Annotated in this window: 21 protein-coding genes and 5 pseudogenes; 8 read left to right on the plus strand and 18 right to left on the minus strand. The window is 68.0% G+C overall.

Annotation, left to right across the window (positions count from 1 at the left end; genetic code table 11):
- Nucleotides 1–7: 7 nt before the first annotated feature.
- From IPG97_15225 to IPG97_15240, 4 genes are all read right to left on the minus strand, one after another.
- Nucleotides 8–790: a glycosyltransferase gene (locus IPG97_15225; protein MBK6857852.1), complete on the minus strand. Its 783-nt coding sequence runs from the start codon at nucleotides 788–790 to the stop codon at nucleotides 8–10.
- Nucleotides 783–3,821, minus strand: coding sequence for a hypothetical protein (locus IPG97_15230; GenBank protein MBK6857853.1), 3,039 nt, complete (start codon nucleotides 3,819–3,821; stop codon nucleotides 783–785). Before IPG97_15230 ends, IPG97_15225 begins: the two co-directional genes overlap by 8 nt.
- Complete coding sequence (locus IPG97_15235) at nucleotides 3,809–4,564, minus strand: CPBP family intramembrane metalloprotease (GenBank protein ID MBK6857854.1); 756 nt, start codon at nucleotides 4,562–4,564, stop codon at nucleotides 3,809–3,811. The genes IPG97_15230 and IPG97_15235 overlap by 13 nt, the downstream gene beginning before the upstream one ends.
- Before the next feature lie 102 nt (nucleotides 4,565–4,666).
- Nucleotides 4,667–4,900, minus strand: coding sequence for a DUF3499 family protein (locus IPG97_15240; protein ID MBK6857855.1), 234 nt, complete (start codon nucleotides 4,898–4,900; stop codon nucleotides 4,667–4,669).
- An 88-nt stretch (nucleotides 4,901–4,988) separates the two neighbouring features.
- On the opposite strand from IPG97_15240, the gene ftsH reads away from it, so the two are divergent.
- Complete coding sequence (gene ftsH / locus IPG97_15245) at nucleotides 4,989–7,028, plus strand: ATP-dependent zinc metalloprotease FtsH (GenBank protein ID MBK6857856.1); 2,040 nt, start codon at nucleotides 4,989–4,991, stop codon at nucleotides 7,026–7,028.
- On the opposite strand, the gene IPG97_15250 is transcribed toward ftsH, so the two are convergent.
- A complete protein-coding gene (locus IPG97_15250) occupies nucleotides 6,997–7,479 on the minus strand; it encodes a helix-turn-helix transcriptional regulator (GenBank protein ID MBK6857857.1) in 483 nt (160 codons plus the stop codon). The two genes, ftsH and IPG97_15250, sit on opposite strands and share 32 nt — an antisense overlap.
- 169 nt (nucleotides 7,480–7,648) lie before the next feature.
- On the opposite strand from IPG97_15250, the gene gmd reads away from it, so the two are divergent.
- Genes gmd through cofE form a run of 3 tightly spaced genes read left to right on the plus strand, consistent with a single transcriptional unit; the run spans nucleotide 7,649 to nucleotide 10,338 of the window.
- Entirely contained in the window at nucleotides 7,649–8,632 is a 984-nt protein-coding gene (gene gmd, locus IPG97_15255) for a GDP-mannose 4,6-dehydratase (protein MBK6857858.1), read from the plus strand.
- Nucleotides 8,633–8,656: 24 nt separating this feature from the next.
- Nucleotides 8,657–9,622 (plus strand): 2-phospho-L-lactate transferase, encoded by a 966-nt coding sequence (locus IPG97_15260; GenBank protein ID MBK6857859.1) that lies wholly within the window; start codon nucleotides 8,657–8,659, stop codon nucleotides 9,620–9,622.
- The gene (cofE, locus tag IPG97_15265) at nucleotides 9,619–10,338 is read left to right on the plus strand and encodes a coenzyme F420-0:L-glutamate ligase (protein ID MBK6857860.1); all 720 of its coding nucleotides are present in this window, start codon (nucleotides 9,619–9,621) and stop codon (nucleotides 10,336–10,338) included. The genes IPG97_15260 and cofE overlap by 4 nt, the downstream gene beginning before the upstream one ends.
- Before the next feature lie 67 nt (nucleotides 10,339–10,405).
- On the opposite strand, the gene IPG97_15270 is transcribed toward cofE, so the two are convergent.
- From IPG97_15270 to IPG97_15295, 6 genes and pseudogenes are all read right to left on the minus strand, one after another.
- Nucleotides 10,406–11,350, minus strand: coding sequence for a GDP-mannose 4,6-dehydratase (locus IPG97_15270; protein MBK6857861.1), 945 nt, complete (start codon nucleotides 11,348–11,350; stop codon nucleotides 10,406–10,408).
- Nucleotides 11,351–11,353: 3 nt separating this feature from the next.
- Nucleotides 11,354–12,385 carry an NDP-sugar synthase gene (locus tag IPG97_15275; protein MBK6857862.1) on the minus strand — a complete coding sequence of 344 codons (1,032 nt, stop codon included), beginning with the start codon at nucleotides 12,383–12,385 and terminating at the stop codon, nucleotides 11,354–11,356.
- Entirely contained in the window at nucleotides 12,382–13,245 is an 864-nt protein-coding gene (locus tag IPG97_15280; GenBank protein ID MBK6857863.1) for a hypothetical protein, read from the minus strand. Before IPG97_15280 ends, IPG97_15275 begins: the two co-directional genes overlap by 4 nt.
- 40 nt (nucleotides 13,246–13,285) lie before the next feature.
- Nucleotides 13,286–14,526 (minus strand): annotated as a pseudogene (locus IPG97_15285) (glycosyltransferase family 4 protein).
- Nucleotides 14,523–15,719 carry a glycosyltransferase family 4 protein gene (locus IPG97_15290; protein MBK6857864.1) on the minus strand — a complete coding sequence of 399 codons (1,197 nt, stop codon included), beginning with the start codon at nucleotides 15,717–15,719 and terminating at the stop codon, nucleotides 14,523–14,525. The pseudogene IPG97_15285 and the gene IPG97_15290 overlap by 4 nt, the downstream one beginning before the upstream one ends.
- Nucleotides 15,716–16,741 carry a glycosyltransferase family 4 protein gene (locus tag IPG97_15295; protein MBK6857865.1) on the minus strand — a complete coding sequence of 342 codons (1,026 nt, stop codon included), beginning with the start codon at nucleotides 16,739–16,741 and terminating at the stop codon, nucleotides 15,716–15,718. Before IPG97_15295 ends, IPG97_15290 begins: the two co-directional genes overlap by 4 nt.
- Nucleotides 16,742–16,885: 144 nt before the next feature.
- Here IPG97_15295 and IPG97_15300 point away from each other — a divergent pair.
- Nucleotides 16,886–17,805 (plus strand): annotated as a pseudogene (locus tag IPG97_15300) (GDP-L-fucose synthase).
- A 124-nt stretch (nucleotides 17,806–17,929) separates the two neighbouring features.
- On the opposite strand, the pseudogene IPG97_15305 reads toward IPG97_15300, so the two are convergent.
- From IPG97_15305 to IPG97_15330, 6 genes and pseudogenes are all read right to left on the minus strand, one after another.
- Nucleotides 17,930–19,015: pseudogene (locus tag IPG97_15305) on the minus strand (SDR family oxidoreductase).
- Nucleotides 18,936–20,104, minus strand: a pseudogene (locus IPG97_15310) (UDP-glucose/GDP-mannose dehydrogenase family protein). The pseudogenes IPG97_15305 and IPG97_15310 overlap by 80 nt, the downstream one beginning before the upstream one ends.
- Nucleotides 20,105–20,408: 304 nt before the next feature.
- The gene (locus IPG97_15315; GenBank protein ID MBK6857866.1) at nucleotides 20,409–20,720 is read right to left on the minus strand and encodes a LytR C-terminal domain-containing protein; all 312 of its coding nucleotides are present in this window, start codon (nucleotides 20,718–20,720) and stop codon (nucleotides 20,409–20,411) included.
- Nucleotides 20,721–20,848: 128 nt separating this feature from the next.
- Entirely contained in the window at nucleotides 20,849–21,436 is a 588-nt protein-coding gene (locus IPG97_15320; protein ID MBK6857867.1) for an LCP family protein, read from the minus strand.
- Complete coding sequence (locus IPG97_15325) at nucleotides 21,406–21,624, minus strand: hypothetical protein (protein ID MBK6857868.1); 219 nt, start codon at nucleotides 21,622–21,624, stop codon at nucleotides 21,406–21,408. The genes IPG97_15320 and IPG97_15325 overlap by 31 nt, the downstream gene beginning before the upstream one ends.
- Nucleotides 21,625–21,877: 253 nt before the next feature.
- The gene (locus IPG97_15330) at nucleotides 21,878–22,117 is read right to left on the minus strand and encodes a hypothetical protein (GenBank protein ID MBK6857869.1); all 240 of its coding nucleotides are present in this window, start codon (nucleotides 22,115–22,117) and stop codon (nucleotides 21,878–21,880) included.
- A 569-nt stretch (nucleotides 22,118–22,686) separates the two neighbouring features.
- Between IPG97_15330 and IPG97_15335 the strand changes: the two are divergent.
- Nucleotides 22,687–24,070 (plus strand): annotated as a pseudogene (locus tag IPG97_15335) (anthranilate synthase component I family protein).
- Nucleotides 24,071–24,173: 103 nt separating this feature from the next.
- Here the strand turns inward: IPG97_15335 and IPG97_15340 are convergent.
- The gene (locus tag IPG97_15340) at nucleotides 24,174–24,317 is read right to left on the minus strand and encodes a hypothetical protein (protein ID MBK6857870.1); all 144 of its coding nucleotides are present in this window, start codon (nucleotides 24,315–24,317) and stop codon (nucleotides 24,174–24,176) included.
- Nucleotides 24,318–24,394: 77 nt separating this feature from the next.
- Here IPG97_15340 and IPG97_15345 point away from each other — a divergent pair, with 77 nt between their 5' ends.
- Entirely contained in the window at nucleotides 24,395–24,664 is a 270-nt protein-coding gene (locus IPG97_15345; GenBank protein ID MBK6857871.1) for a hypothetical protein, read from the plus strand.
- Between the two features lie 154 nt (nucleotides 24,665–24,818).
- Entirely contained in the window at nucleotides 24,819–25,418 is a 600-nt protein-coding gene (locus IPG97_15350) for a hypothetical protein (protein MBK6857872.1), read from the plus strand.
- The last annotated feature ends 199 nt before the right edge of the window (nucleotides 25,419–25,617 follow it).

The raw sequence follows: 25,617 nt of genomic DNA on the forward strand, positions 1-25,617 counted from the left end.
GAGGACCCTAGTGGATGGTCGAGTCGGTGCCTGTCGCCAACCCGGCCACCAACTCGGGCTGGGCTCGGTATCGGCCTCTTTTCAGATCGGCCCGCATCCGCATCAGGTCGACCATGAGGAGCGATGCGTCACGCACAACCCGCACGGTGGATCGGCCCGAGTTCTCCAGCTCTACGGGGATCTCCACAACCGATAGCCCGTAGCGCTCAGCCAACATGAACAGCTCGACGTCGAAGGCGAACCCGTCGACCCTGGTGAGCGAGAACAGCAACTCGGCAACCTGGGCTCGGAAGCCCTTCAGGCCGCATTGGGTGTCGGCCCGGTGCTGGTGGAGGACCAGCCTTGTCGCCCCGTTGACCAAGCGACCGCCAACTTCTCGCAGGGTGCTGGTGGGCACAGTGGTGTGGGTATCGGGGTGGTACCGGTTGCCGACCACCATGTCGGCACCAGCCTCGACCGCCGCCAGCAGTCCGACGATCTGGGCGGGGGCATAGGAGAGGTCGGCATCGGTGAACACTCGGGTCCGGCCTCGGGCCGCCAGCATCCCGGTGCGAACCGCAGCCCCCTTCCCCCGGTTGACCCCATGGGTGAGCACCAGGTCGGCGCTGCTGGCGGCCTCGGCGGTGCCGTCCCCGGAACCGTCGTCGACCACCACCACCTCCAGCTCTCGCCGGTCCAGGTGATCGCTCAGGTCGGCCCGGATTCGCTCGACAGCGTCCGCGATGCGAACTCCTTCGCGGTAGGCCGGGATGATGACCGAGAGCCTCGGCGGGGCGGCCATTTCACCCATGCTCTGCCTCCGTCCCTCCTGCTTCGGTGACCAGAGCGGGACCGGCCCCTGATGTAGGGCCTCCGTCGGCAGCGATCTCGGTGCCTGCGACGTCCACCAGATCACCTGCGGGGCGGTCACCGCCATCGTGATCCGGCCCGTGAACGTCGTCCGCGGTGCCGGGGTCGGGGTCATCGATGTCGGGACCGTCGAGGTCCGAGTCGGTATGGGTGTCGGTGTCGGTCGGGTCGGGCAAGGACAACAGGTCGTCGAGCCACACCGACACCGGCCCTGGAGACCAGGGCGCCACCTCGACCTGGGGTCGGCGGGCCAGGAGCAAGAGTCCTACGAGGCCCAGCAGCGACATGAAGGTGGCGGCCAGGTCGATCGGGGTCCTCGAGTACTCCAGCTTCACCTCGGTCGATGTCGGCACGACCACCATCAGGTTGGGGGTCACCCGGTAGGGGCCGTCGGCACCTTCGGCCACCCAGTTGGGGAAGTAGGAGGTCTTGACCAACACCGGAACTCCCGGGCGAGAGACCCGGAACGATATGGAGCTGCGGTCCGAGACGATGTCGCTCACCTCTACGGAGGGGAGCTTCTGGCGGGGCAGGTCGGGAACCCGGTCCATGGTCCCGGTCAATCCCAGTTGTTGGCGCACCCAGCCCACCGGGCCGCGCAGATCCTCGGGAATCGGTTTGGCCGCGACGCGGGCCCAGTCCTCAGGGCCTCGTTCAGCGATGGGAACGGCCAGTGCTTCGGGATCGAGCATCCACGCCGCCGCGGTGGGCAGCCATCCGTGCTGGCTCTCGTCGATTCCAGTGGCCACCACCGGTTCGTAGTCCAAGGCCGACACCGTCTCGGACCCGGCTACCAGGTAGATGTGCCACGGGCCACTGACCGCGACCTCGGTCAGGTCCGGGTGGGCGCCGGCCGCGGCCACCGCACCCTCAGATGTGGCCATGTAGTACCTGACGCCCAGAAGTTGCAGGTGTCGAACGCCGGCGTCGATGTCGAAGGGCGGGTAGCTCATTCCCCGCTGGGGGTTGGACGGACCCGTCGACAACTCGGACTGCATCAAGAAGTGGTGCGGCACCGACGGGGTCGACTCGAAGTACAAACCCTCCTGGCTACCGATGCAGCCGTCGGTCCAGTACGGCAGCAGCATGACGGCCATGGGGGTGCCGTACCCCTCGAGGCGATCGCGGGAGTACTCCCAGAACGCTCTTCCACAACCAAGGTCAGGGTCGGCCCCGATGTCGCTCATGGTGGCCATGAGGTCCCGGTACTCCGCCCAACCCCCGGAGTTGCAAGTTGTCTCGCTGTTGGCGGCGTCGCAGCCTTCGGGACGGGCCTGCTTGCGCTCCAGTCCCGAATAGTTCCAGGCCGCCCATCCCCCCACCGGGTTCGATGAGGTCGTGGAGAACAACCAGAAGCGTGACTCGACCTTGCCATCTTGGGTCGGTGTCCGCCTCACCACCTTGACCCCGAAGACCTCGGTACCTTCCAGCACTCCCGACAACGGGAGGGCCGTGTACAGGAGTACCCCGAATACGGCCAGAGAAGCCATGGGGGCAGTGATCGTTCGCAGCGGCCGTTCCGGGCGACCGCTGCCGGCGATGCCCAACAGCCGGATCACCTCGGCGGTGCCGATCGCGGCAAGAAGCGCCACCGACAGGTACATGAACGGCAACAGCCTCGCGTTCCACAGCCGGGCCTGGGGCATGAACGAGAAGGCCACCCACACCGCGCCCCAGGCCAAGCCCAAGACCATTCCCACCGAATAGCGACGGACGATCGACAGGATCACACCGAGGAAGGCCACCACCATCAACCACTTGAGGCCCGGCGGGATCAGGTAGTACCAGACCGATCCCTGGTCGCCCGAGAGGGCCAGGCCCTTGTCGGTGGTCTCGGCGAAGGGCAGCGGCAGGCGCTCCCAGCCCATGTCGTTCACGTAGTGGCTGCGCCAGGCGAACGGAACCACCCAGAACGCGGTCAGTAGACCGGCCACCGGCACCATGGTGGCAAGCCATCGCACCCGCCCCCGATCGGGATGGACAGCCAGCAGAGCGGCGGTGCACGCCAGCACGAAGAAGGCCGGGATCAGGTGGCACAGCCCGGCCAGCGCGAACAGCGCGGCTGCCAGCGCCCGGTGGCGGCCGGTCTTGAGACCCCGGGCCGCTACCCCCAGGTAAAGGACCGACAACGTCAGGCTTATCGAGAAGGCGAACTCGCCGGCCATGGTCGAGTGGAAGTTGCCACCGATGATGTTGCCGGTGTCGTTGTAGAGAGGTTCACGGTTGTAGGCGAACAACAGTGCGGCCGCGGCAGCCAACGGCGGCGCTGGAAAGGGCAGATCGGCGAGCTTGGCGAAAGCCCAGCACGCGACAGGGAGACCGACGAGCCCGATCACGGTGACCAGTTTGAACGCCCGGTTGTAGGGCATCGATGTGGCCAGGACGGTGGCCAGCACCGCGCCGACCAAGATCAGGTGGCGGTAGGGGCGAAGCCGAGGGCGCAGGTACCCCTGGACCGTGGCGAAGGTACCGGCCAGGACCACCGCGACCGTGCCGTACCAGGCCAACCCCACGTGAAGCGCCACGATCATCAACGACGGGACGACCATGTAGAACTGGTATGCGGGGAAGCCGTTGTACCAGTCGGGGGTCCAGCCCGAGAGCCGGCCCTGGGGTAGCAGGTTGTCGAGCAGGTAGCGAGGACCCCAAACGTGGGCGCCCATGTCACCGCCGGTGGGAGTGGTGTCGGCCCACAGAAGCTCGACGTTGAGCGTTCGAAGGACCAAGGCCGTGGCCAGGGTCACCGACAACAACGACACCGCGGCCTCGACCACCCGACCGGGGTCGGCTCTGACGAACTCGACCAGTCGTCGCCATAGGACGGCCACCACCTCGGCGGCGGGGCGAAGCGGCTCGGATCCATCGCTGCCAGATGCAGCCGTAACGGTCACGCCACCGTCGCCTTCGGATGTCTCACCTGCGCCGTTGGGCGCGTCGTGTTCTGCCATCTCGGTCCCGCTCAGTTCAGCCATACCAGACTCACCACCGTCACCAGGTTGAACGCCATGTGCCCCACCACGGCGGCCCAGAGGTTGTCCGAGCGCACCACCCACCACGCAAACACCAGTCCCGCAGCCGTGAGTGCAGGGAACTGTAGGAACTGGAAGTGGGTAGCGCCGAACGCTACCGACGAACCCACAACCGCCCACCTGATGCCGAAACGCTTCTCCAACGCCCGCAACACCAGACCACGGAAGAACAGCTCCTCGGCAATCGGGGCGCCGATGGCGACCACCAGTACGAACAAGAAGACCGCGCCCGGGCTGGTGGCCTTCTCACCCAGCTCGCGGGCCGGTCGACCCAGTTCTTCGATGTCGGTGCCGGTGAGCCACAGCATCGGGGCCGAGATCAGCGGTACCACCACGAGCTGGGTGAGGACCCCGACGAGAGCGGCGATCGGCACGCCCTTCAGCCTCAACCGAGCCCGGAAGTCTGTGACCCAGCCGCTGCCCTTGGCGGCGGCCGCCCACACCGGGATGCCCACGAAACCGATCCACAGGGGCGGGTAACTCAGGGCCACCATGGTCAACGGGATGTCGTTGGCCTCTATCTGTTCGCTGGTGTAGCCGAACGCGCTCAGGATCAACAGGCCCAGGAACGAAGCCGACGAGTAGGCGATGAGCCACCCACCCAGCGCGTCACCCAGACCCCACCTGGGCTCCCCCCGATCGGGCGCTAACGGCGCGGACATGGAATCAGGATCGACCGCGGCCATGGGGGCACGATGCTACCGACGGGCCACACCCACGTTGACGTCGGGATCGATCGCCGGCGACCGGACTCCGCCGGAGTGCTTTGCCTTTCGGCGGATCCAGGCTCAGGAAGCGAGCGGGGCCTCGAACAGCAAGGGCCCCCCGAGGGCGCGACGGTCGACCAGGTTCCAGCCTCGGGGCGGATTGGTCCGCGCCGCGTGGCGCTCGCACAGGTCGTGGGTCATGGGGTGACCCTCGGGAGCCAGCGACTCGAGCCACACCGTGGCCCCTCCGTAGTCGTAGGACAACGTGACTGTGGCTGGTTCCCCACATCCCGGTCGAGCACAGCTACGGCGCATGGACCGAGGGTACCGGCGGCGTGCCCCGGAACCGCGGATGGCGACCCCGCCTGCCTGGTTGTCAGCTCCGCCTCCTAGCATGGTCGCCATGTCTTCCGACGGCCCTCCACCGCCGCCTCCGCCCCCACCTCCCCCGCGTCGCCCCGAAGGGCGTCCTTCTGGACCTGGTGGGGTCGGCGGAACGAGCGGACCCGGTGGGGCGCTGCGCCCGGCCGGCCCCACCCGGTGGATGTTGTGGGCGGGCCTGACCGTGTGCGCGTTGGTCGTGCTCCTGCTCCTCAACCAGGGTCCCGAGAAGGGCAAAGAGCTCAGCTACTCGGAGTTCTTGAACCAGGTCTCCAAGGAGAAGGTGGCCGAGGTCACCTACGACAACGTCAACGCCAAGATCACCGGCAAGTTCACCTCGGGTTCGGAGTTCCACACCACCGGCCTGCAGCCCTTCCCCGATGCAGACCTGGCCCTTCTGCGCGAACACGACGTCGTGCTCAAGCCCAAGACACCCCAGGCCGGGTTCCTCGAGCAATGGCTGCCGGTGCTGTTCTTCCCGCTGCTGGTCGTGGGCTTCTTCGTGTTCATGCAGCGCCGAGCTCAGGGCCAGATGGGCAACATCATGTCCATCGGCCGTTCTCGGGCCAAGACCTACTCAACGGAACGGCCGGGTACCACCTTCGCTGACGTGGCCGGCTACGAGGGGGTCAAGACCGAGATCCGCGAGGTGGTCGATTTCCTCAAGTACCCCGAGAAGTTCAGCCAGATCGGGGCTCGCATCCCCAAGGGTGTCCTACTGGTCGGACCTCCCGGCACCGGCAAGACCCTCATCGCCCGGGCTGTGGCCGGAGAAGCCGGTGTGCCGTTCCTCTCGGTCAGCGGGTCGGACTTCATGGAGATGTTCGTAGGCGTCGGCGCCAGCCGGGTTCGAGACCTCTTCCAGACGGCCCGCAAGATGGGTCGAGCCATCATCTTCATCGACGAGATCGACTCCATCGGGCGCAAACGCGGGGCCGGGCTCGGCGGTGGCCACGACGAGCGGGAACAGACGCTCAACCAGATGCTCAACGAGATGGACGGTTTCGAGGCCACCGAAGGCATCGTCATGATCGCCGCCACCAACCGGCCCGACGTGTTGGACCCCGCTCTGCTGAGACCAGGCCGGTTCGACCGTCAGGTGGTCGTCCCGCTCCCTGAGCACGATGAACGCCTCGCCATCTTGCGGGTCCACGCCAAGAGCAAGCGCATCAGCCCCGATGTCGACCTGGTGGTCCTGGCTCGCGGCACCCCCGGCATGAGCGGTGCCGAACTGGCCAACCTGGTCAACGAGGCCGCGCTCCACGCCGTGCGCCGTGGTGGGGAGATGATCGGCCGAGACGACTTCGAGTACGCGCGAGACCGGGTCCTCATGGGTCAGCGACGCGAATCCATGGCCCTCTCCGAGAAGGAGAAGGAGCTGACCGCCTACCACGAGGCCGGCCACGCCGTGTGCGCCACCGTTCTCGAGTCCGCCGACCCGGTGCACAAAGTGACCATCCTTCCCATGGGCATGGCGCTCGGCGTCACCCAGCAACTCCCCCAAGAGGACAAGCACTCCTACAACCAGGACTACCTCGAAGAGTCGATCGTGGTGGCCATGGGTGGCCGGATTGCCGAGCGCCTCGTGTTCGGCGTGGTGTCCACCGGAGCCAACAACGACCTCGTCGTCTCCACCGAACGAGCCCGCAAGATGGTTCGAGAGTGGGGTATGAGCGATCGCATCGGGCCCATGGCCTGGGGCTCGCAGGGCCAGGTATTCCTCGGCGAGGACCTGATGCACAACGCGCGGGACTACTCCGACGACACCGCCCGGGTGATCGACCAGGAGACCGAGCGGATCCTGCGGGCCTGTGAGCAACGTTGCGTCGAGGTTCTGACCGAACACCGCAAGGGTCTAGATCTGGTGGCCCGAAGCTTGCTCGAGCACGAGACCCTTCATGGTGCCGAGGTGCAGCGCCTCATAGACCTGGCGGCCGGCGCCCCCGATGCGTCCCCGGCCGAAGAAAGCGCTGTCCCCGCATTTGAAGCCAGCGAGGCGCCTGACACCCCCACCCACACACCGGTGCAGGTCATCGAGGCTGGCGGCGAAGATCGAGCCTGAGGTCGGCCAGATCCCGGCGGGCCATCTCCAACTCATCGGCCTCCGACCCGTCAACGGCACCGGCAGCCATCTGGGCCAACCTCTGGTCCCACTGGTCGAGCACCTGCTCGGCTGAGGACCAGAGGTGCCGCGAGGTGTCGCCTTCGGCCTCGCCGGCCTGTGATCCGGCTGACAACTGGTCGATCCACCACAAGTCTCGGCGAAATAGGGCCAGTTGATGCTCCGCGTCGGTCCAGCGGGGCACAACGAGGGGTAGCCGATCCTGTTTGGCTACGGGGTAGCTGGTTCCGGCCACCAGTTCGTGAGGTTCCATGCGGAACAGCCCGGCCAGCATGGCAACCGTCCTCTCGCCCGGGGTGTTCAGATCGGTCTCCAGGTGCGACACCGCCACCCGTGAGATCCCCAGCCGCTCGGCCAACTGTTGTTGGGTCCAACCCCGGGCGCCGCGCATCTCCGCGATCCGCCGACCCAACGACCCGGGCCCGGTCGGTCGGCCCGGCCAACTCGGTTCCCAGGTGTCCACCCCGTCAGCCTCCCAAACCTGGCGTCCGTCGAGAAATGCGCTGGCGTGTCAACCCAGTTGGCAGACAGCGGAGGAGGTTGTAGGTAGACAACTCGCCATGACCAAGCGCGCGCTCATCACCGGCATCACCGGCCAGGACGGTTCCTACCTCGCCGAGCTTCTGCTGGCGAAGGGCTACGAGGTGATCGGCATGGTTCGCCGGTCTTCCACCGTCAACTTCGAGCGAATCGCCCACCTCCAGGACCGGATCACCTTCGTACCCGGTGACCTCCTCGACGAGGTCTCGATGATCCACATCCTCCAGGAGCACCGCCCCGCCGAGGTTTACAACCTCGCGGCACAGTCCTTCGTGCAGACCAGCTTCACCCAGCCGGTCCTCACCGGCGAGGTCACTGGATTGGGCGTGACCCGCATCCTCGACGCCATCCGACTCGTGGATCCCGAGATCCGCTTCTACCAGGCGTCCTCCAGCGAGATGTTCGGCAAGGTTCAGGAAGTGCCCCAAACCGAGCGCACCCCGCTCTACCCCCGCTCCCCCTACGGCGTGGCCAAGGTATACGGCCACTGGATGACCATCAACTACCGGGAGAGCTATGACCTCCACGCCAGCTCGGGCATCTTGTTCAACCACGAATCACCCCGGCGTGGGCTGGAGTTCGTGACCCGCAAGATCTCCAACACCGTGGCCAAGATCAAGCTGGGTCAGGCCGATGAGCTGAGGCTCGGCAACCTCGATGCCCAGCGGGACTGGGGATTCGCCGGTGACTACGTGGACGCCATGTGGCGGATGCTCCAACAGGACTCTCCCGACGACTACGTCGTGGCCACCGGCGAGACCCATTCGGTTCGGGAGTTCTGCGAGCTGGCCTTCGGCCGAGTCGACCTCGACTGGGAACGCTACGTCAAGGTCGACGAGCGCTTCTTCCGTCCCGCCGAGGTCGATCTGCTGGTCGGAAGCCCGGCCAAGGCCACCCGACAGCTCGATTGGGAACCATCCACCTCGTTCCCCGAGCTGGTGAACATGATGGTCGATGCCGATGTGGCCCTGCTGTCTGGCGCACTGGACGGGCTGGCCCACTGAGTCGGGGCGGTAGGGTCCGCGACCGTGCCTGCCGGAGATAGCCACACCCCAGCGAGCGAGCCGGTCACTGTGATCGCCGGTGGCGTCGGCGCGGCGCGGATGCTTGCCGCGCTGTTGGAGGTCGTGCCCGCCGAGCGGGTGACAGCGGTGGCCAACGTCGGCGACGACCTGGTACTCCACGGGCTGCACATCAGTCCGGACCTCGACACCATCACCTACACGCTCGCCGGCCAGATCAACCCCGACACCGGATGGGGGCTGGCCGGCGAGTCTTGGCAGGCGATGGAGACCCTCGGGCGCTATGGCGGCGTCGACTGGTTCAACCTGGGCGACAGGGACCTCGGTACCCACCTCTATCGAACCCATCGGATGGGTCAGGGGGCGACGCTGACCGAGGTCACCGCTGAGATCGTGTCGTCATGGGGTCTGGGCCTGCGGGTACTGCCGGTGACCGATGACCCGCTGCGCACCATGGTCACGTTGGCCGAAGGCGACCACCGAGGACGTGAGATCACCTTCCAGGAGTACTTCGTGCAGCTACGGCACTCCGTGGCGGTCAGCGCAGTGCGATTCGACGGAGCAGCCCGGGCCAGACCCGGTCCCGAGGTGCTAGCTGCCATCGACGGTTCGGCCCGGGTGGTGATCGCCCCGTCCAACCCGGTGGTCAGCATCGACCCGGTGTTGGCCGTGCCCGGGGTCAGAGACCGCCTGGTCGCGGCCCGTGATCGCACGGTGGCGGTATCACCCATTGTCGCCGGTGCCGCGTTGAAGGGGCCCGCCGACCGGCTGTTGCGGGAGCTGGGAACGGAGGCATCTGTCGTAGGGATCGCCCGCTGGTACGCACCCCTGGCGGCCCGGCTGGTGATCGACGAAGCCGACGCCGACCTGGCCGACGCGGTTGCAGCCGAAGGCATCGAGCCAGTGGTCACCCCGACCATCATGAAGCAACCGGGCGTTGCCGCCTCACTGGCCCGTGTGGTCCTGTCATGAGCGCACCGTCTCTGTCCATCCGCGCCGTTGCCGGCATCCCCGAGATCACACCGGGCACCGACCTTGCCGCCATCATCGTCGAAGCCGCCGAGAGTGAACCCGAGGGTCTCCTCGACGGTGACGTGGTGGTGGTCACCCAGAAGGTGGTCTCCAAGGCCGAGAACCGGTTGGTGGCCATCGACCCCGATGACCCCCTCGACCACAAGCGACTGGTAGAGGCCGAGACGGTCCGGGCCCTGCGTCGCCGGGGGGACCTGGTCATTTCCGAGACGTCTCATGGCTTCGTGTGCGCCAACGCCGGTGTCGACCTGTCCAACATCGAACGCGGCTACGCCGCGCTATTGCCGGTGGACAGTGATCGCTCAGCCCGTCGCATCAGGGACGGGATCCGCGCCCGCTCCGGCGTGGATGTGGCGGTGATCGTGAGCGACACCTTTGGGCGGCCGTGGCGGCGGGGCCTGACCGACGTAGCCATCGGCAGCGCCGGTATTGGCCCGATCCTCGACCACCGCGGCCAGCACGACACCCAGGGCCGGGAGCTCCAAGTCACCGAGGTGGCGGTGGTTGATGAACTGGCGGCGGCCGCAGACCTGGTGCTGGGCAAGGCCACCGGCCTTCCGGTGGCGGTGATCCGGGGCGTGGACCGGACCTGGTTCCGCCCCGGTGAAGTCCGCCGCGAGCTGGTCCGTCCCCCCGCCGAAGACCTGTTCCGCTGACCCGCGGGACGGCGACCTAACTCCGCCGGAAGGCTCTGCCTTTCGGCGGATCCATCCGAAGCCGGGACTAGCGGTTTCGGAAGTACTCGAGCACCGCGGCGGACCCGGTGGCCAGGTCGGTCCACGGCTTCCAGCCCAACTGCATCTCGGCGCGGGCCGCGTCTAGGGCAGAGCGCGGCACCTCGCCGTCTCGGGCCGGGGCCAGCACCGCGGCCTGATCCACGCCAGCTACACGGGCCATGGTGGTGTAGAGCTCGTTGACCGAGGTCTCTACCCCGGTCCCGATGTTGATGACCAGGCCGCCACCCTTGTCCGACGCCCGGACGAAGGCATCCACCACATCGTCGACGTACACGTAGTCGCGGGTCTGCTCACCATCTCCGTAGATGGTGCAGGGCTCGCCGGCCAACAACCGTCCAGCGAAGATTGCGACCACGCCCGCCTCACCGTGGGGATCCTGGCGCGGTCCGTACACGTTGGCCAGGGCCAGCGCGCTGTACTCGATTTGGTGTAGCTCCCGGTAGGCGGACAGGTAGTCGCCGACCGCCTTCTTGGCCACCCCGTAAGGCGATATCGGCGTCTGCGGTTGAGACTCGCGTATGGGCAGATCGGCTCCGCCCGGAGCGCCGTAGATGGTGCCACCGCTGGAGGCGAACACGACCTTGCCGGAACCGGCCCGCCGGGCCCCTTCCATCACGTTGAGGCTGCCAATCACGTTGATCATGGCGTCGAGCACTGGATCGGCCACCGAGACGCGGACATCGATCTGGGCTGCCAGGTGGAAGACGACGTCGGGCTGACGTCGTTCGATCAGGTCGGCGACGGCCGCATCCCGAATGTCGAGCCGGTGGAACTGAAAGACGTGATCAGGGTTGGATCTGGCGTCAGCCAGGTTGGCCAATGATCCGCTGGACAAGTCGTCGACCACGTCCACCTCGTGTCCCTCGGCCAACAGCCGGTCGACCAGGGTGGAACCGATGAAGCCGGCGCCGCCGGTCACGAGTGCTTTCACCGGTCAGTTCCCTCCGGACTCGACGGTCAGATGTTCGTCCACGCCCACCGAACCACCCGAGACCCGCAGGCCCGGGGCGACGACGGCGCGATCTCCGAGGACAGCCAGTTCTTCGACCCGCGCACCAGCGCCCACCCGGGCACCAGGTCCGATGATGGCCCGCTCGACCACGGCGCCTGGTCCGATCTCACACCCGGGGAGCAGGATTGATCCCCGAACCTCGGCCCCGGCGGCCACGTGAGCCCCGGCACCGACGACCGTGCGCGCCACGATCGCTCCTTCGTCCACCTGGGCCGACGGAGCGATGCCCTGGACCTTCTCGCCTCGCTCGCCACGCAGCAGGTCCATCTGGGACTGGAGGTACTTGGCCGGCGTACCGGTGTCTATCCAGTAGGTGTGTCCGTCCATGGCGTACAGGGTGCCGTCGGCGACCATGGCCGGGAACACCTCACGCTCGATGGACACCTTGCGGCCGGGCGCGATCCGGTCGAGCACCGAGGGCTCCAAGACGTAGGTGCCGGCGTTGATCAGGTCGGTGGGAGCTTCGTCTCGCGGGGGCTTCTCCACGAAGGCCTCTACTCGACCCTGAGAATCGGTGGGGACCACGCCGAAGGCCGATGGGTCTTCGACCCGATGAAGGGCGATGGTTCCCTCGGCACCGTGGGACTCGTGGAACTCGATGAGGGAGTTCACGTCTAGGTCGGTGAGGACATCACCGTTGACCACCACGAACCTCTCGTCGATCCCGGCGTCTAGGGCGGCGAAGCGAATGGCCCCCGCGGTATCGAGTGGCTCGGGTTCGACGGCGTAATGCACCTGGACCCCAGCGCACTCACCATCGGGGTAGGCGTCGGCAAAAGCGTCGGGTCGGTATCCCATCGACAGCACGGCGTCGGTGATGCCATGGGCAGCGAGGTGCTCCAACACGTGCTCGATCATCGGCTTGTGGATGATCGGGAGCATCTGCTTGGGGGTGCTGAAAGTGAGCGGCCGGAGGCGGGTCCCGAAACCACCGACCAGGACGACCGCCCTCACTGACCGGCCGCCGCGGTGGTCGACGGCGCCGCGGACGTAGCCGGCGTGGACTCGGCCGGCGTGGACTCGGCCGGCGTGGACTCGGCCGGCGTGGACTCGGCCGGCGTGGACTCGGCCGGCGTGGACTCGCCGGTGCTCACATCTGGGATCGATACCGAAGGCTGACCGCTGGAGTCGCTGCCAGCGTCACTCGGGTTCTGAAGTGACGCCACCCCGGCGGGTATGGCCGGCACCTCACCCTTGGGCAGCAGCGCCAACGACCACGCCTCGAGGTCGGCCTCGAAGCGGATGTCGGAGAAGCCTGATCGCAGGATCTGGTCGGGCTTGCCGGTCTGGCTGGTGAGTGGTTCCTTCCATCGAGCCATCACCAACTCGGTGGGCTTGCCGCCACAGGTGGTCTCACCGGCCTTGTAGACCTTGCCGTCGGGGGTTTGGAAGCCGGTGTCGGTCACAACAAGACCGACCTGATCGAAAAACTTGCCCATGCGGGCGCCCTCACCAGCGGCAGAGACCGAGAACGGGTGGATGTGGATCAACGCCTCACCGGCATGGGCATGGATCCCGAGTACGTCGGCCCCGATGTCGGAGAAGGGACCCAACTCCTTCCCACACACGTTCACGGCGAAGGCGGCGTGCCAATGGTCGTACGCCGACCCATCAGCCAGCTGGGCTCGGGGCGGTGTGGTGTTGTCGCCGGTGCCGATGTTCTGAGACCGGGCATAGGCGACCACACCGATCCCAGCCGCGACCAGGGCGACGATCAGTACCGGGAAGTACCAGTTGGCGCCCTTTTTCTTGGAGGTGTTACTGCTCCGGGCCGCGACGCGGGCCACCTTCTTGGCCGAGGAGGACGAGGTCATAGACCGGCCACGCTAGACGGCCGAACCCCCACCTCCCGAGTCAGCGCCGCAGTTCGTCGAACAGTGCCTCATAGGCCTGAGCCACCGCAGCCGGGGATGCCCAACCCTCCACGAACACCCGGCCTCGTTCGCCCATGGCCCGGGCTTCGGCCGGGTTCTGGACCAGTTGGCCGATGGCCTTGGTGAAGGCTTCGGGGTCCCCCGGTGCAACCGTGATCCCGGCCCCGGCCGCATCGACCGTGTTGGCCACCTCGGTGCCAGGGTCTACCGAGGCCACCACCGGCCTCCCGGCCGCCAGGATCGTGTACAGCTTGGACGGCACGCTGGAGCGGGCCAAGCCAGCCTTGAGCGGAACCAGATGGACGTCGGCGGCTGCCGCCACCTCAGGCAAGCGATCCTTGGGGGCCATGTCCACGAACCTGACGTTGTCGAGTCCGGCCGCCGCCTCCTCCAGCCCGGCTCGGGCCGAACCGCCACCGTTGATCACGAACACCACGTCGGGGTCGTGAGCATGGTGGGCGGCCGCGGCCAGCACCAGGTCGAGAGACTGGGAGAAACCCGACGTTGCCCGCGTACATCACCACCGTCTTCGCGGTGAGACCGTGTTCGGCGCGGTAGGCGTTCTCACGTTCCGCGGGCCTGATCCAGTCGGTATCTATGAAGTTGGGGATCACCTTCACCTTGGCACCGTCGCCGGCCCGGCCTCGCCTTCCGGCGATCTTGGCTCGCACGTTCGCAGCCAGGTCGTCGGACAACACGGTGACGGCGTCGGAGCGCAGGTAGGTCTCTCGTTCCAGCCAGGAGGCCACCGCAATCACCCGAGGATCGGTGATAGCCCCCAACTCGACGGCAACGTCGGGGAACACGTCCTGGATGTTGAACACGAACGGCACTCGGTGGACTCGGGCCGCGAGCCACCCCGCCAAACCCAAGGTCAGCGGCGGGGACATGGCCAAGACCGCGTCCGGGCGGGACCTGCTCACGATGGCGGCCAGACCGCCCAGCCCGGTGAAACCGGCGAAGCCGAGGGCCCGGGCCGGGATGTTGCGCTTGTCGGTGGGGAACGGGTGGACCCGGGTGATCCCCCCACGGGGTGTCCTCGTGACGGACCAGCTGACCTTCCCAGCCGGGCTCAATGGCGTGGTGGACGTACCAGGGCAAGGAGGTCACCACATGAATCCGGTGTCCTCGTTGCGCCAACTGCTCGACGATCTGGGTCATCACCTCGCCGGTCGGAGCGAGATCGGGAGCGAAGTGGGGGCACAGGACCAGAAGGTTCACCGCCCACCATCCTCGCCCATGGCACCGGCCCGAAGGTATCCGGCGGCCAGGGCATCGGCGGTCCGATCCCAGGTGAAGGTGGCGGCCCGGGCCTTGGCCGCCGTGGACAGGCGGTGCTGCAATGCCGGATCGTCGAGCACATCGGCCACGGTCCTGGCCCAGGCGTCGACGTCACCGGGGTCGACCAACAGGCCTCCCGAGCCCACCACCCATGGCAGAGCCGTGGCATCGGCGGCCACCAGCGGGCGACCGGCAGCCATGGCTTCGAGGGCCGGGGCGCCGAAACCCTCGAATCGGCTCGGCACCGCCACCACGGTGGCCAGGTCGTAGAGGACCTCGAGGTCAGCCCACGGAACTCGACCGGTGCGCCGGACCTGGGCCCCAACTCCAGAGGCCCGGATGTGGGCGGCCAGCTCGGCCTCGACCGGTCCCGGTCCGCCGGCGAGGACGAGGGTCACCTCGGGTCTGGTTGCCGCTAGGCGGGCGAACGCCTCCACCAGGGTGGCGTGATCCTTGTGCCGGTAAGGGATGGCCGGGTAGAGCACCGTCGGGCCGGATAGCCCGTAGCGGGCCCGGACCTCGGCTCGGCGTTCGCTTGTGATCACGGCGGGGGGCTCTACCCCGTGAGGCACGGTCACGACCCGCTCAGGGGGCATGCCCAACAGGTCGACCACCGAGGCCGAGGCCGGATCGCTGGGGGTGAACACCAACCGGGTGCGACCCACCGAGCGGGGCAGCATCGTGGCCAGCCACCGCCGTTTGACCGGCGAGAAGTTCTCGGGCATGACCAATGGCTGGAGGTCGTGGATGGTCAGCACCGATGGGGTCCGGGCCGACAATGGACCGGGTGGGACCACTCCCCCGGCGTGGTGGACCAGGTCGACACCGTGACGTTCCAGTGCTCGGGGAAGCCACGTCGCCTCCCGCGCCACCCGTTCAGCCCGGGAGTGACCGTCGGTATCGGCCGCCACCACCGGATACCTCGCCGCCAGATCGGGGTGCGCTTCGGCGAACTGACGCAGGGCGAACAGGGTGACCCGAATCGGAGGTCCGACCTCAGAGGATCGATCTCCCCGTCGGTGGAGAGCGTTGAGCGAGCGCACCGTGTACTCCTCGCTTCCGCCCACCACGCCCGGAACCAACCACAGCAGGTTCACACCGACGTGCAACGGAGCAGACGACATGTCGGTCACGGTGCCACCTCGGCGTAAGCCGCCGCGGTCAGGGCCGCGGTGCGAGACCAGGTGAACTGCTCGGCTCGTTCCCGTCCCGCGGCTCGCATCCGATCGGCTCGCGCCGGATCGTCGAGCACCGCCTCCAATGCGACCCCAATGGCCGACGGATCCAGCGGGTCGACCAGGATCCCAGCGTCGCCGGCAACCTCCTCGGTGGCGGTGCCTCGGGATGTGACCACGGGAGCACCATGGGCCATGGCGTCGAGGACAGGCATACCGAATCCTTCTCGGATGCTGGGGAAGCAGAACACCGCGGCACCGGCGTACAGCGGCAGGAGGTCGCTGGGAGGCAGGAAGCCGAGGCGGTGCACACCGATCCCGGACCCGTCGAGAACGGCAAGACGAGCATCGAGGTCCTCGTTCCAGCCTTCGGGCCCGGCGATCACCAGGTCGATGTCACGGCCGGCCAGGCCGGCCACCGCGGCGATCACACCACTCAGGTTCTTGCGGGGTTCGATGGTGCCCACGAACAGCACGTATGGCCGGTTAAGACCCAACCGGTCCCGCATGGCCCCGATCTCGACTTCAGACACCGGGTGTGCCTCGACACCCCAGGGGATCACCCGGATCCGTTCAGGGTCGAAGCCAGCCAACCGACATTCGGCCGCAGTGGCTTCGGAGGGAACCAGGACCAGGCGGGCATGGCGACGGGCCAGTTCGGTCCCCCTTCGGAAGAACCGGTTGCCGTGGCGGGTGACCAGCGATGGATCGGCGAGGAAGGCGAGGTCGTGGATGGTCATGACCAACGGGGCCTTGCCCGGCGGGACCGCCACGGCGGTGGCATGGATGACGTCGACCGGTCCGGTGGCCCGTTCCACCGGTGGCCATCGGAGCGCGTGCCAGGCCTCGTAGAGCGCCAGGCGGGGCAACGGTAGGTGACGCATCTCGACTTTTGGCTCGAAGGCGTCAACTGGAGGACTGTCGTGACGGGCGGCCACCCCCACCACGTCCACGTCGTCTCGGAGGCTCAAGGCGGACACGGTGCCCAGGATGGACGTGGCGGTGCCCCCCGGGAACCCGGTGCCAGCACTGCTCGAGGGTGACGGCCACGCGCCTAGCTCGTTCCACGATCCGATTCTGACCGGAACCGGGCACTGGAGGTGACACCGGTACGATGCGCACCCATGACCAGCCACTGGACCGACCGCCGTGTGCTCGTGACCGGCGGCGCCGGGTTCCTGGGCCGAGCCGTCGTGGCCCGCCTGGAGGCATCAGGAGCCGAGGTGACCGTGCCTCGCAGCGCCGAGGTCGATCTGCGGGACCGACGGGCCACAGCCGAGCTCTTCTCCCGGATCCGACCCGAGGTGGTCATCCACCTGGCCGCCCGAGTTGGCGGCATCGGCTACAACCAGGTCCACCCGGCCGAGCTGTACCTGGACAACCTACTGATGGGCACCTACGTGGTGGAAGAGGCCCGGGCGCACGACGTGGACAAGACGGTCCTGGTCGGCACCGTGTGCTCCTACCCCAAAGAGCCGCCCGTACCGTTCCACGAGGAATCGTTGTGGAACGGCTTCCCCGAGGAGACCAACGCCCCCTACGGGATCGCCAAGCTCGCCCAGCTCGTGCACGCCCAGACCGCCCGCGAGCAGTACGGCCAGCAGGTCATCTACCTGATCCCCACCAACCTCTACGGACCGGGGGACAAATTCAACCCCGCCGTCAGCCACGTGATCCCCGCCCTGATCAAGAAGTGCGTGGAAGCGGTTGAGACCGGCGCCGACCACATCGAGCTATGGGGAACGGGGTCGGCCAGTCGGGAGTTCCTCTACGTCGACGACGCCGCCCGCGGCATCGTGTTGGCGTCCGAACACTACGACGACCCCGACCCGGTCAACCTCGGCACCGACCACGAGATGCCCATCCGTGAGCTGGTGACCCACGTGGCCAAGGCCACCGGCTTCGACGGCGAGATCCGCTGGGATTCCTCCAAACCCGACGGTCAGCCACGCCGGCGCGTCGACAACCACCGGGCCGTGAACGCTTCGGGTTCCAGGCCGAGACCTCCTTCGCCGACGGCATCACCGAGACCGTGGCCTGGTACCTCACCATCGGGCCGAAGCCGAGGCCCGGGTCGACTGACCTACGCCGCCACCTGGCGCGGCTTGACCGATGGCGAGGCCGACCGTCAGATGCCCAACACGGTCCGGAAGTAGGCGGTGGTGCGTTCAATGCCCTGTGCGAAGCTGGATGGTGGGCTCCCAGCCCAGTTCAGCGCGGGCCAAGGAGATGTCGGGCTGGCGCTGGGTCGGGTCGTCCACCGGAAGCGGTTCGAACACCAGGGGGGAAGCCGAACCGGTCACATCCAGCACCGTCTCGGCCAACTGGAGTATCGAGTACTCAACCGGGTTGCCGATGTTGACCGGACCTGTGATCGACCCGTCGAGCAGGGCCAGGAACCCCGCACCTCATCGTCGACGTAGGTGAAGCTGCGGCTCTGGCTCCCGTCACCGAACACGGTGATGGGCTCACCCCGCAGGGCCTGAACGATGAAGTTGGACACGGCCCGCCCGTCATCTGGGCGCATCTGAGGGCCGAACGTGTTGAAGATGCGCACGATCCGCACGTCGAGGTCGTGATAGCGGTGGTAGGCCATGGTCATGGCCTCGGCGAAGCGCTTGGCTTCGTCGTACACGCCGCGCGGGCCGATGGGATTCACGTTGCCCCAGTAGTCCTCGGTCTGGGGATGCACCAGGGGATCGCCGTAGACTTCGCTGGTGCTGGCCAGGAGCAGACGAGCCCCCTTGGCCTTGGCCAATCCCAGGGCGTTGTGGGTGCCCAGGCTGCCCACCTTGAGGATCTGGATCGGGGATGCGGTCGAAGTCGGCCGGCGACGCCGGGCTGGCGAAGTGGAGCACGGCGTCGACCGCGCCCGGCACCCAGATGAACGTGCTGACATCGTGATCGACGAAGGTGAACCCCGGCCGGGCGAACAGGGCCTCGATGTTGGCGATCGACCCGGTGATCAGGTTGTCGAGGCACACCACCTCGTCCCCTCGCTCCAGCAGGCGAGTACAGAGGTGCGACCCGAGGAACCCGGCGCCGCCGGTGACGACGACCCGAGCCACGTCAGCTCCGGCCGAGGCCCTCGTAGTCGAAACCGAGCCGTTGCAGGCGCCGCGGTCCAACAGGTTGCGGGCATCCACCACCCTGGGACTGGACCATGGCACCCACCACCTTGTCGAGGTCGACCCACCGGAAGTCGTCCCATTCTGTGAGCACGACCAGCGTGGCGGCGCCCTCGGCCGCGCCATAGGCATCGGCCACCACCTCGATGCCGGCCAACCGCTGATCGGTGGCCCCCTGGGCCACCTCCACCGCGGGTCGAACGCCCGGACCACCGCCCCGGTCCAGGCAGGCGACGCACCACCTGGAGCGACGGGGAGTCCCGCAGGTCGTCGGTGCGGGCCTTGAAGGTGAGCCCCCACACGCCGACGGTGACGCCCTCGAGGGACCCTCCGACGATGCGCTCCACCTTGTCGGCGACCCGCTCGAACTGCTCCTCGTTGACGGTGATGACGCCCTTGAGCAGGTCGAAGTCGTAGCCGGCGTCCTCGGCGATGCGGACCAGCGCCCGGGAGTCCTTGGGGAAGCACGAACCACCCCAGCCTGGGCCCGGCCGCAGGAAGGCGTCGCCGATCCGCTTGTCGTAGCCCATGCCCAACACCACGTCGTTGACGTCGGCCCCCACGGCCTCGCACACGGCGGCCACGGCGTTGACGAAGCTGATCTTGGTGGCCAGGAAGGCGTTGGAGGCGTACTTGATGGTCTCGGCCGACGGCGGGTCGGTGACCTGGAGCGGGGCCGGAAGGCCCAGGTACAGGCCAGCCCGCGGATGGCAGCGCTCTGGTCGTCGGCGCCGATCACCACCCGGTCGGGGTGCAGGAAGTCGTGCACCGCCGACCCCTCCCGCAGGAACTCGGGGTTGGACACCACGGCCACGTCGGATCGCCCCAGGGCCTGCTCCACCACCCGGGTGGAGCCCGACCGGCACCGTGGACTTGTTGATCACCACCGACTCGGGCTGCAGGTGGGGTCCGATCTCGGCGGCAGCCGCCTGGATGTAGGACAGATCGGCCGACCCGTCCTCGCCCTGGGGGTGTGGGCACGCACAGGTAGATGAACTCGGCCTCGGCCACCGCCGGCGCGGCACCGAGCACGAACGACAGCAAGCCCGAATGCAGCCCCTCGTGGACCAACTCGTCGAGGCCGGCCTCGAGGATCGGTACCTCGCCCCGACTCAGCGCCTCGACCTTCTCGGGGATGACGTCGGCGCAGACCACCCGGTGACCGAGGTGAGCCAGGCACGCACCGGTGGTGAGCCCCACGTAACCGGTGCCGATGATGGCGACGTTGCTACCCACGGGCGAACCTCAGATTCGACGACACGAGACGGCGAACCTACTTCCCCCACCTGCTGCCCCCCGATGGGGCCCGGCTCTGGCGGCGGTTCACGAGGCGGGCGGTTTGGACGTCGAGGTCAGCCGCAGGACTCACCCGGAGGCGGCTCGCACCGGGAAGGTAGGCACGGCCCTCGCCGGCCGGGCCGATGCCTTCGCCAACGGGATCGACACCTGGGGTTCCTCATCCTCGTCGTCGGCTCTCGTCACGCTGCCCGGTCAACGGTGGTGGAGGTGGTGGACGTGGTCAGGTGGTCGTCGAGGTCGTCGACGTTGTGGTGGAGACCGACTCGGCCGGTCGAGGTGAATCGAGCACCCCCACCAGTTCGGGTCCGGTGACCACCGTTATCTCAGAGATCTCCGGATCTGGTATCAGGCGAGGTTCGGCGTCGAGGTATCGGGCCACCAGGTGGGCTTCGGCGTCGGAGCCCGGCGGGTAGCGGACCTCGGTGACCCACACCGGATCGGCCGAGTTGGGGCTGGCCACCTGGAAGCCCAGCTCCTCGAACCGGTCGGTGAGCTCGGACGCCTGGTCCTGCACACCGGTGCCGTTCAGCACCCGCACCGTGACGGTGGACGGCAGGATCTCCCCCTCTCCGGTGGCCCCCGGTTCCCCGGAACTGGGCCAACACCGGCTCCGAAGCAACCTCGTCGAGCTCAAGCACGTCGGCCCCACCCCGGAACACCTCACGGACGATGAGGGAGGATTGACCCAGCTTGTCGGGATCGAACCTCTGGAAGGCCCGGCCCAGGGTGATCAGATCGGCGGCAGTGGTGTAGGGATCCAGCGTGATGTGCTCCACCCCGGTGTCGACCATCTGGACAGCACCACCGGGTTGCGGGCGCCCTTGGTGATGGCACGGTGCATGACCCGACGCAGCAGGTCCTGCTGGCGGCGCATCCGGCCGTAGTCCGATGCTCCGTCGCTACGCCACCGGCCCTGGCGTCTTTGTATTGGAAGTATCGGCTGCGGGCGTAGCTGAGCGACCCGTTGTGGTCGAGGATGGTGCACCCGGCGTTCCTCCACCAAGAGCCCCGGTGCTTGTCCTTCACCGGCGTCGGGAACCAGATCGGCACACCACCGATGATGTCGACCAGGCTCTTGAACCCGGCGAAGTTCACCTGGACGTAGTGGTTGACGTCGATGTCGAAGTTGTCTTTGATGGTCTTGACCAGCAGGCCCGGATTGCCGTCTCCGTAGGTGAGGGCGGCGTTGATCCGCGTCGTTCCCTTGCCGGGGATCTTCACCAAGCAGGTCCGGGGGAACGAGAGCACCTGACGTCGAGGTTGGCCGGATCGACCCGCACCACCATGATCGTGTCCGAGCGCACGGAGCCCTGGGTCACCCGGTCCCGGCCGTTCTTGACCGGGTCGTCATCGGCCAGGCCCTCGTCGTCGTCCACACCCACGATCAGGAAGTTCTGGGGCTCACCAGGCGGCAACTGATCGGCCGGGGTCAGCACCTGCGACCTATGTCGTTGCTTCGTTGGACGTTGGCCACCGTCCGCTTAGCCATGGCGTGGCACCGGCCGATGACGGCCATTACGCTGATCACGACTTGGCACCAGGTGGCCGAGGCTGCGCCCGGGCGAGGCGCGGGGCGCCACGCTGCGCCGGGCCCTCCGACGCTCTCCGGCACCCCGGTGGCGACACGGGCTGCCACGCTACCAGGGGACCCGACCCCATGCGTCCTCAGGCCCATCCCAGGCCCTGAGCTCAGCTGATCAGGTGACAGGCAGGCCCCCGAGCGATCACCAGACGCTGGATCTCGGAGGTTCCCTCACCGATCTCGAGGATCTTGGCGTCGCGGTATTGGCGGGCGACCAAGGTCTCGTCCATGAAGCCGTAGCCACCGAAGATCTGGGTGGCCATGCGGGTGGCGGTGACCGCCGACTCGGTGGCGTACAGCTTGGCGATGGCCGCCTCCTGCTTGAAGGGGCGGCCCTGGTCCTTCAGCCACGCCGCCCGGTAGGTGAGCGTGCGGGCCGGTCTCGACCATCACGGCCAGGTCGGCGCACAGGCAAACGCCACCGCCTGGTTTGGAGCCGATGGCCCGCCCGAAGGCGTTCCGCTCGTTGGCGTAGCGGACGCTCTCCTCCAGGCAGCACTGGATCACCCCCACCGCCAGGGCGGCGATGGCCACCCGACCGTCGTCGAGGATGTTGAGGAAGTTGGCGAACCCCGGCCCCTCTCGCCCAGAACGTTGGCCTCGGGCACCCGGCAGTCGGCAAAGGCCAGCCCGTGGGTGTCCGACGCGTGCCAACCCATCTTGCGGTACGGCGGGCTGGACCTCGAAGCCGGGTGTCCCGGCGGGGACGACGATGGCGCTGATCTCGGGCCGACCGCCGGCGGCGGGATCGTCGGTGCGGGCGGTGATGGTGACGATCGAGGTCATCTCGGTGCCCGATCCCGAACCCCCGTATTCCTCAGGGAAGGGCAGGCCGAACAGGCCCAGCTCCCCCATCTGGGTCACCACCTCGACTGGGAAGCGGTGGTCGCGGTCCCATTCCTCGGCCTTGGGGGCGATGACCCGGTCGGCGAAGTCACGCACCACGGATCGGAACTGTTCGGTCTCGGCGGGCAGGTCGAAGTCCATCCGGTGGGCGGAGGATGCCGGACATCGCCACCTACGCTCCGAGCGTCCATGTCCCGGTCCCCGGTCCACCGAGTCCGCCAGTCGGCCACGCCGCTGGCCGTGGTGGCCAGTCCGCCGGTCCGCCTGCTCACCACCGCGCCCCGTCGACGTCACCGACCGACCCCGGAGGCCCTCGCAGCGACCGCCACCGCTGGCGTGCTGGGCGACCGACTGGTCCTGCCCGTGCTCGCCGCGCGACGGGCCCGTCTGGGCCCTGCCGTTCGACCACATCCGCCCGGCCCGCCCCACGTGCGGCCGCCCGCTGGCGGGCCGGTGTGGGGTGGATCCCAACTCCTGGACCTCCTCGCTCGACCGGGCGGCGTTCGAGTCCCGGGGTCAGCGCGATCCGCGCGGCCATCGGGCGTGGCGACGTCTACCAGGTCAACCTCACCCGGGTCCTCAGCGCACCGCTACCGGCCGGCGCCGACGTGGCGGCCCTGGGCGGCGTTCGCCGAGGCAACCCGGCACCGTTCTCGGCGGTGGTGCGGCTTCCCCGTCAGGGCGTGCACGTCGCCTCGGCGTCGCCCGAGCGCTTCCTGGAGCGCGACGGCGACCGCATCTGGTCGTCTCCGATCAAGGGCACCGCCGCCAGCGCCGACACGTTCCTGCCCAAGGACCGGGCCGAGAACGTGATGATCGTGGACCTGGTGCGCAACGACCTCGGCCGGGTGTGCGAGTGGGGCAGCGTCCAGGTGCCGACGTTGTGCACCGTCGAACCCCATCCCGGTCTCGTGCACCTGGTCTCCACCGTCGAGGGACGACTCCGACCCGGACTCGGCTGGGCCGAGACCATCGACGCCACCTTCCCTCCGGGCTCGGTCACCGGCGCCCCCAAGCTCGCCGCCCTCGACCACATCTCCGCGCTGGAACCGCAGTCTCGCCAGCTCTACTGCGGCGGCGTGGGCTGGGTGGACGCCGATGCCCGTCAGGGTGCGCTCAACGTGGCCATCCGCACGTTCTGGTTCGACGGCGACCACCTCCGCTTCGGCACCGGCGGCGGCATCACCTGGGACTCCGACCCCCATGGCGAATGGTTGGAGACCGAACTCAAGGCCCGACGCCTCCTGCGGGTGGCTGCTGGCAGCGCGGAGGCCAGGGTAAAACCATGGCATCGATGTCTGGGCCCGAGTCACCCGCAGAGTCGCTGCCTCGCTGGCTGCGCCCGACCGTCACCCTGCCGTGCATCGTGGGGGGTGGCTTCTTCCTGCTCGGAGTCGTCCAACTCCTCGGGACCTGGCTCCCCAACGGTGACTGGGCGGTGGCCGAACTGGTGATCCGCCACACATCGAGGATGGTGCCGCTGTCGGGCCCCTACTCGGCCCAGCGCGGCTACAACCATCCCTTGCCGTTGGTGTACGCCATCCAATGGCTCCCGTATCACCTGCTCGGACAACGTTCGTCGGCGGGCCTGGCTACCACTCTTTGGTGGAACGGGGCGTGGCTGGCCTTCTTGGTGTGGTTCATGGCCCGGCTCCGGGTGCCGTGGCTGGGCCTGGCTGCCGCCGCATCGGTGGTGATCATGGCAACCCGCACTCCCTCGGCCAGCCTGTTGATGCCGTGGAACCCGACCCTGGCCGTGGTGCCTGCTGTAAGTCCTGGTGTTCGTGGCCTGGCGGGTGGCCCTGGGCAGCGGTCGCCTCCTCCCTTTGGCAGCCGCGCTGGCAGTGTGGTGCATCGGTGCCCACCTGGGGTTCGCTCCCTTCGTTCTACCGGTGGTGGGGCTGGCCGGGCTGGGCTTGGCCTTCACCACCGTCCGCACCCGAGGCCGCCCTGGCCTGGTGGCGTTGTGGCGACCGCTGGCGGCTGCGATGGCGGTGGGCCTGGTGCTCTTGTCGCCGATGCTGGTTGACGGGTCGCAACGGACGTGATTCCAACCCGGTCCCATCGTCGAACGGGGCCGGCTCGACGAGTCCGCAGCACGCGCACGCGCTCGGAGTTGGCCAAGGTGCTCCGGGCTGAGTTGTCGATACCTCAGCATGGGCGATCACCGAGCCGCCCTATGACTTCATGCTGATCGAGCGGATGCCGCGGCTTGCATGGGGGCTGGTGTTCGGAGCGTTCGCCACCGCCGCCGCGGCCCGACGTCGAGCCTGGCCGGAGGTCGTTGGCATGGGCCTGGCCCTGGCCGGGTTGGCCGGGGCGATCCTCGGGCTGGCCAACATCGAGGCGGGCGCGATCCAACCCTGGTACCTCCTCCCCGCCCACGCTGCCAGCATCGCCTTCTTCTCATTCGCCACGTGGTCCCGGCGGGCCGGACGCTGGCCGTCGGAGTCGAGCGGGCCGGCGCTACCGGGCGCAGGTGAGGCCGGTGCTAGCCGACCAGCGCCGACCGACCTTGGCCCCCCCGTCATGGCGATCTCGGCCGTTGTGGTTCTCGCCCCGGCCGCCCGGACACTCCGGACCGACCTCCTCACCATCGACACCGACGGTCCGGTGGCGGCGTTGGCGGCGCGGTATCTGCTGACCCAGGCCGCGGTCGACGCCTTGCCCCAAGCCCCGGTCCCTTCTGGCGGGACCCATCGACTTCGACGGCTTCTACCGCGGCATGGCCCTTTCCTTAGACCGGGCCGGGTTCGAGGTCCGGGTTCCAGATGCCCAGCTCTACCTGTTCACCCACCATGAGCCCCATCAGACTTCGATCGATACGGCTGGTCACGTGGTCCTCAGCAAGGCCCGACGCCGCCGCCAGAACCGGGGGCGACGCTCGTGGCCGGAAGTCCCCGATCGACGTGCTCTACGCCAATGCCGACCGGATCTCGCTCTGGCAGGCCGCCCCACCGTCAGCCCGTAGGCTGCCCCCAGGTCTTGGTGGAAAGCCGAC

The sequence above is a fragment of the Microthrixaceae bacterium genome (genome assembly GCA_016702505.1).
In the GTDB taxonomy this organism is placed as follows: domain Bacteria; phylum Actinomycetota; class Acidimicrobiia; order Acidimicrobiales; family Iamiaceae; genus Aquihabitans.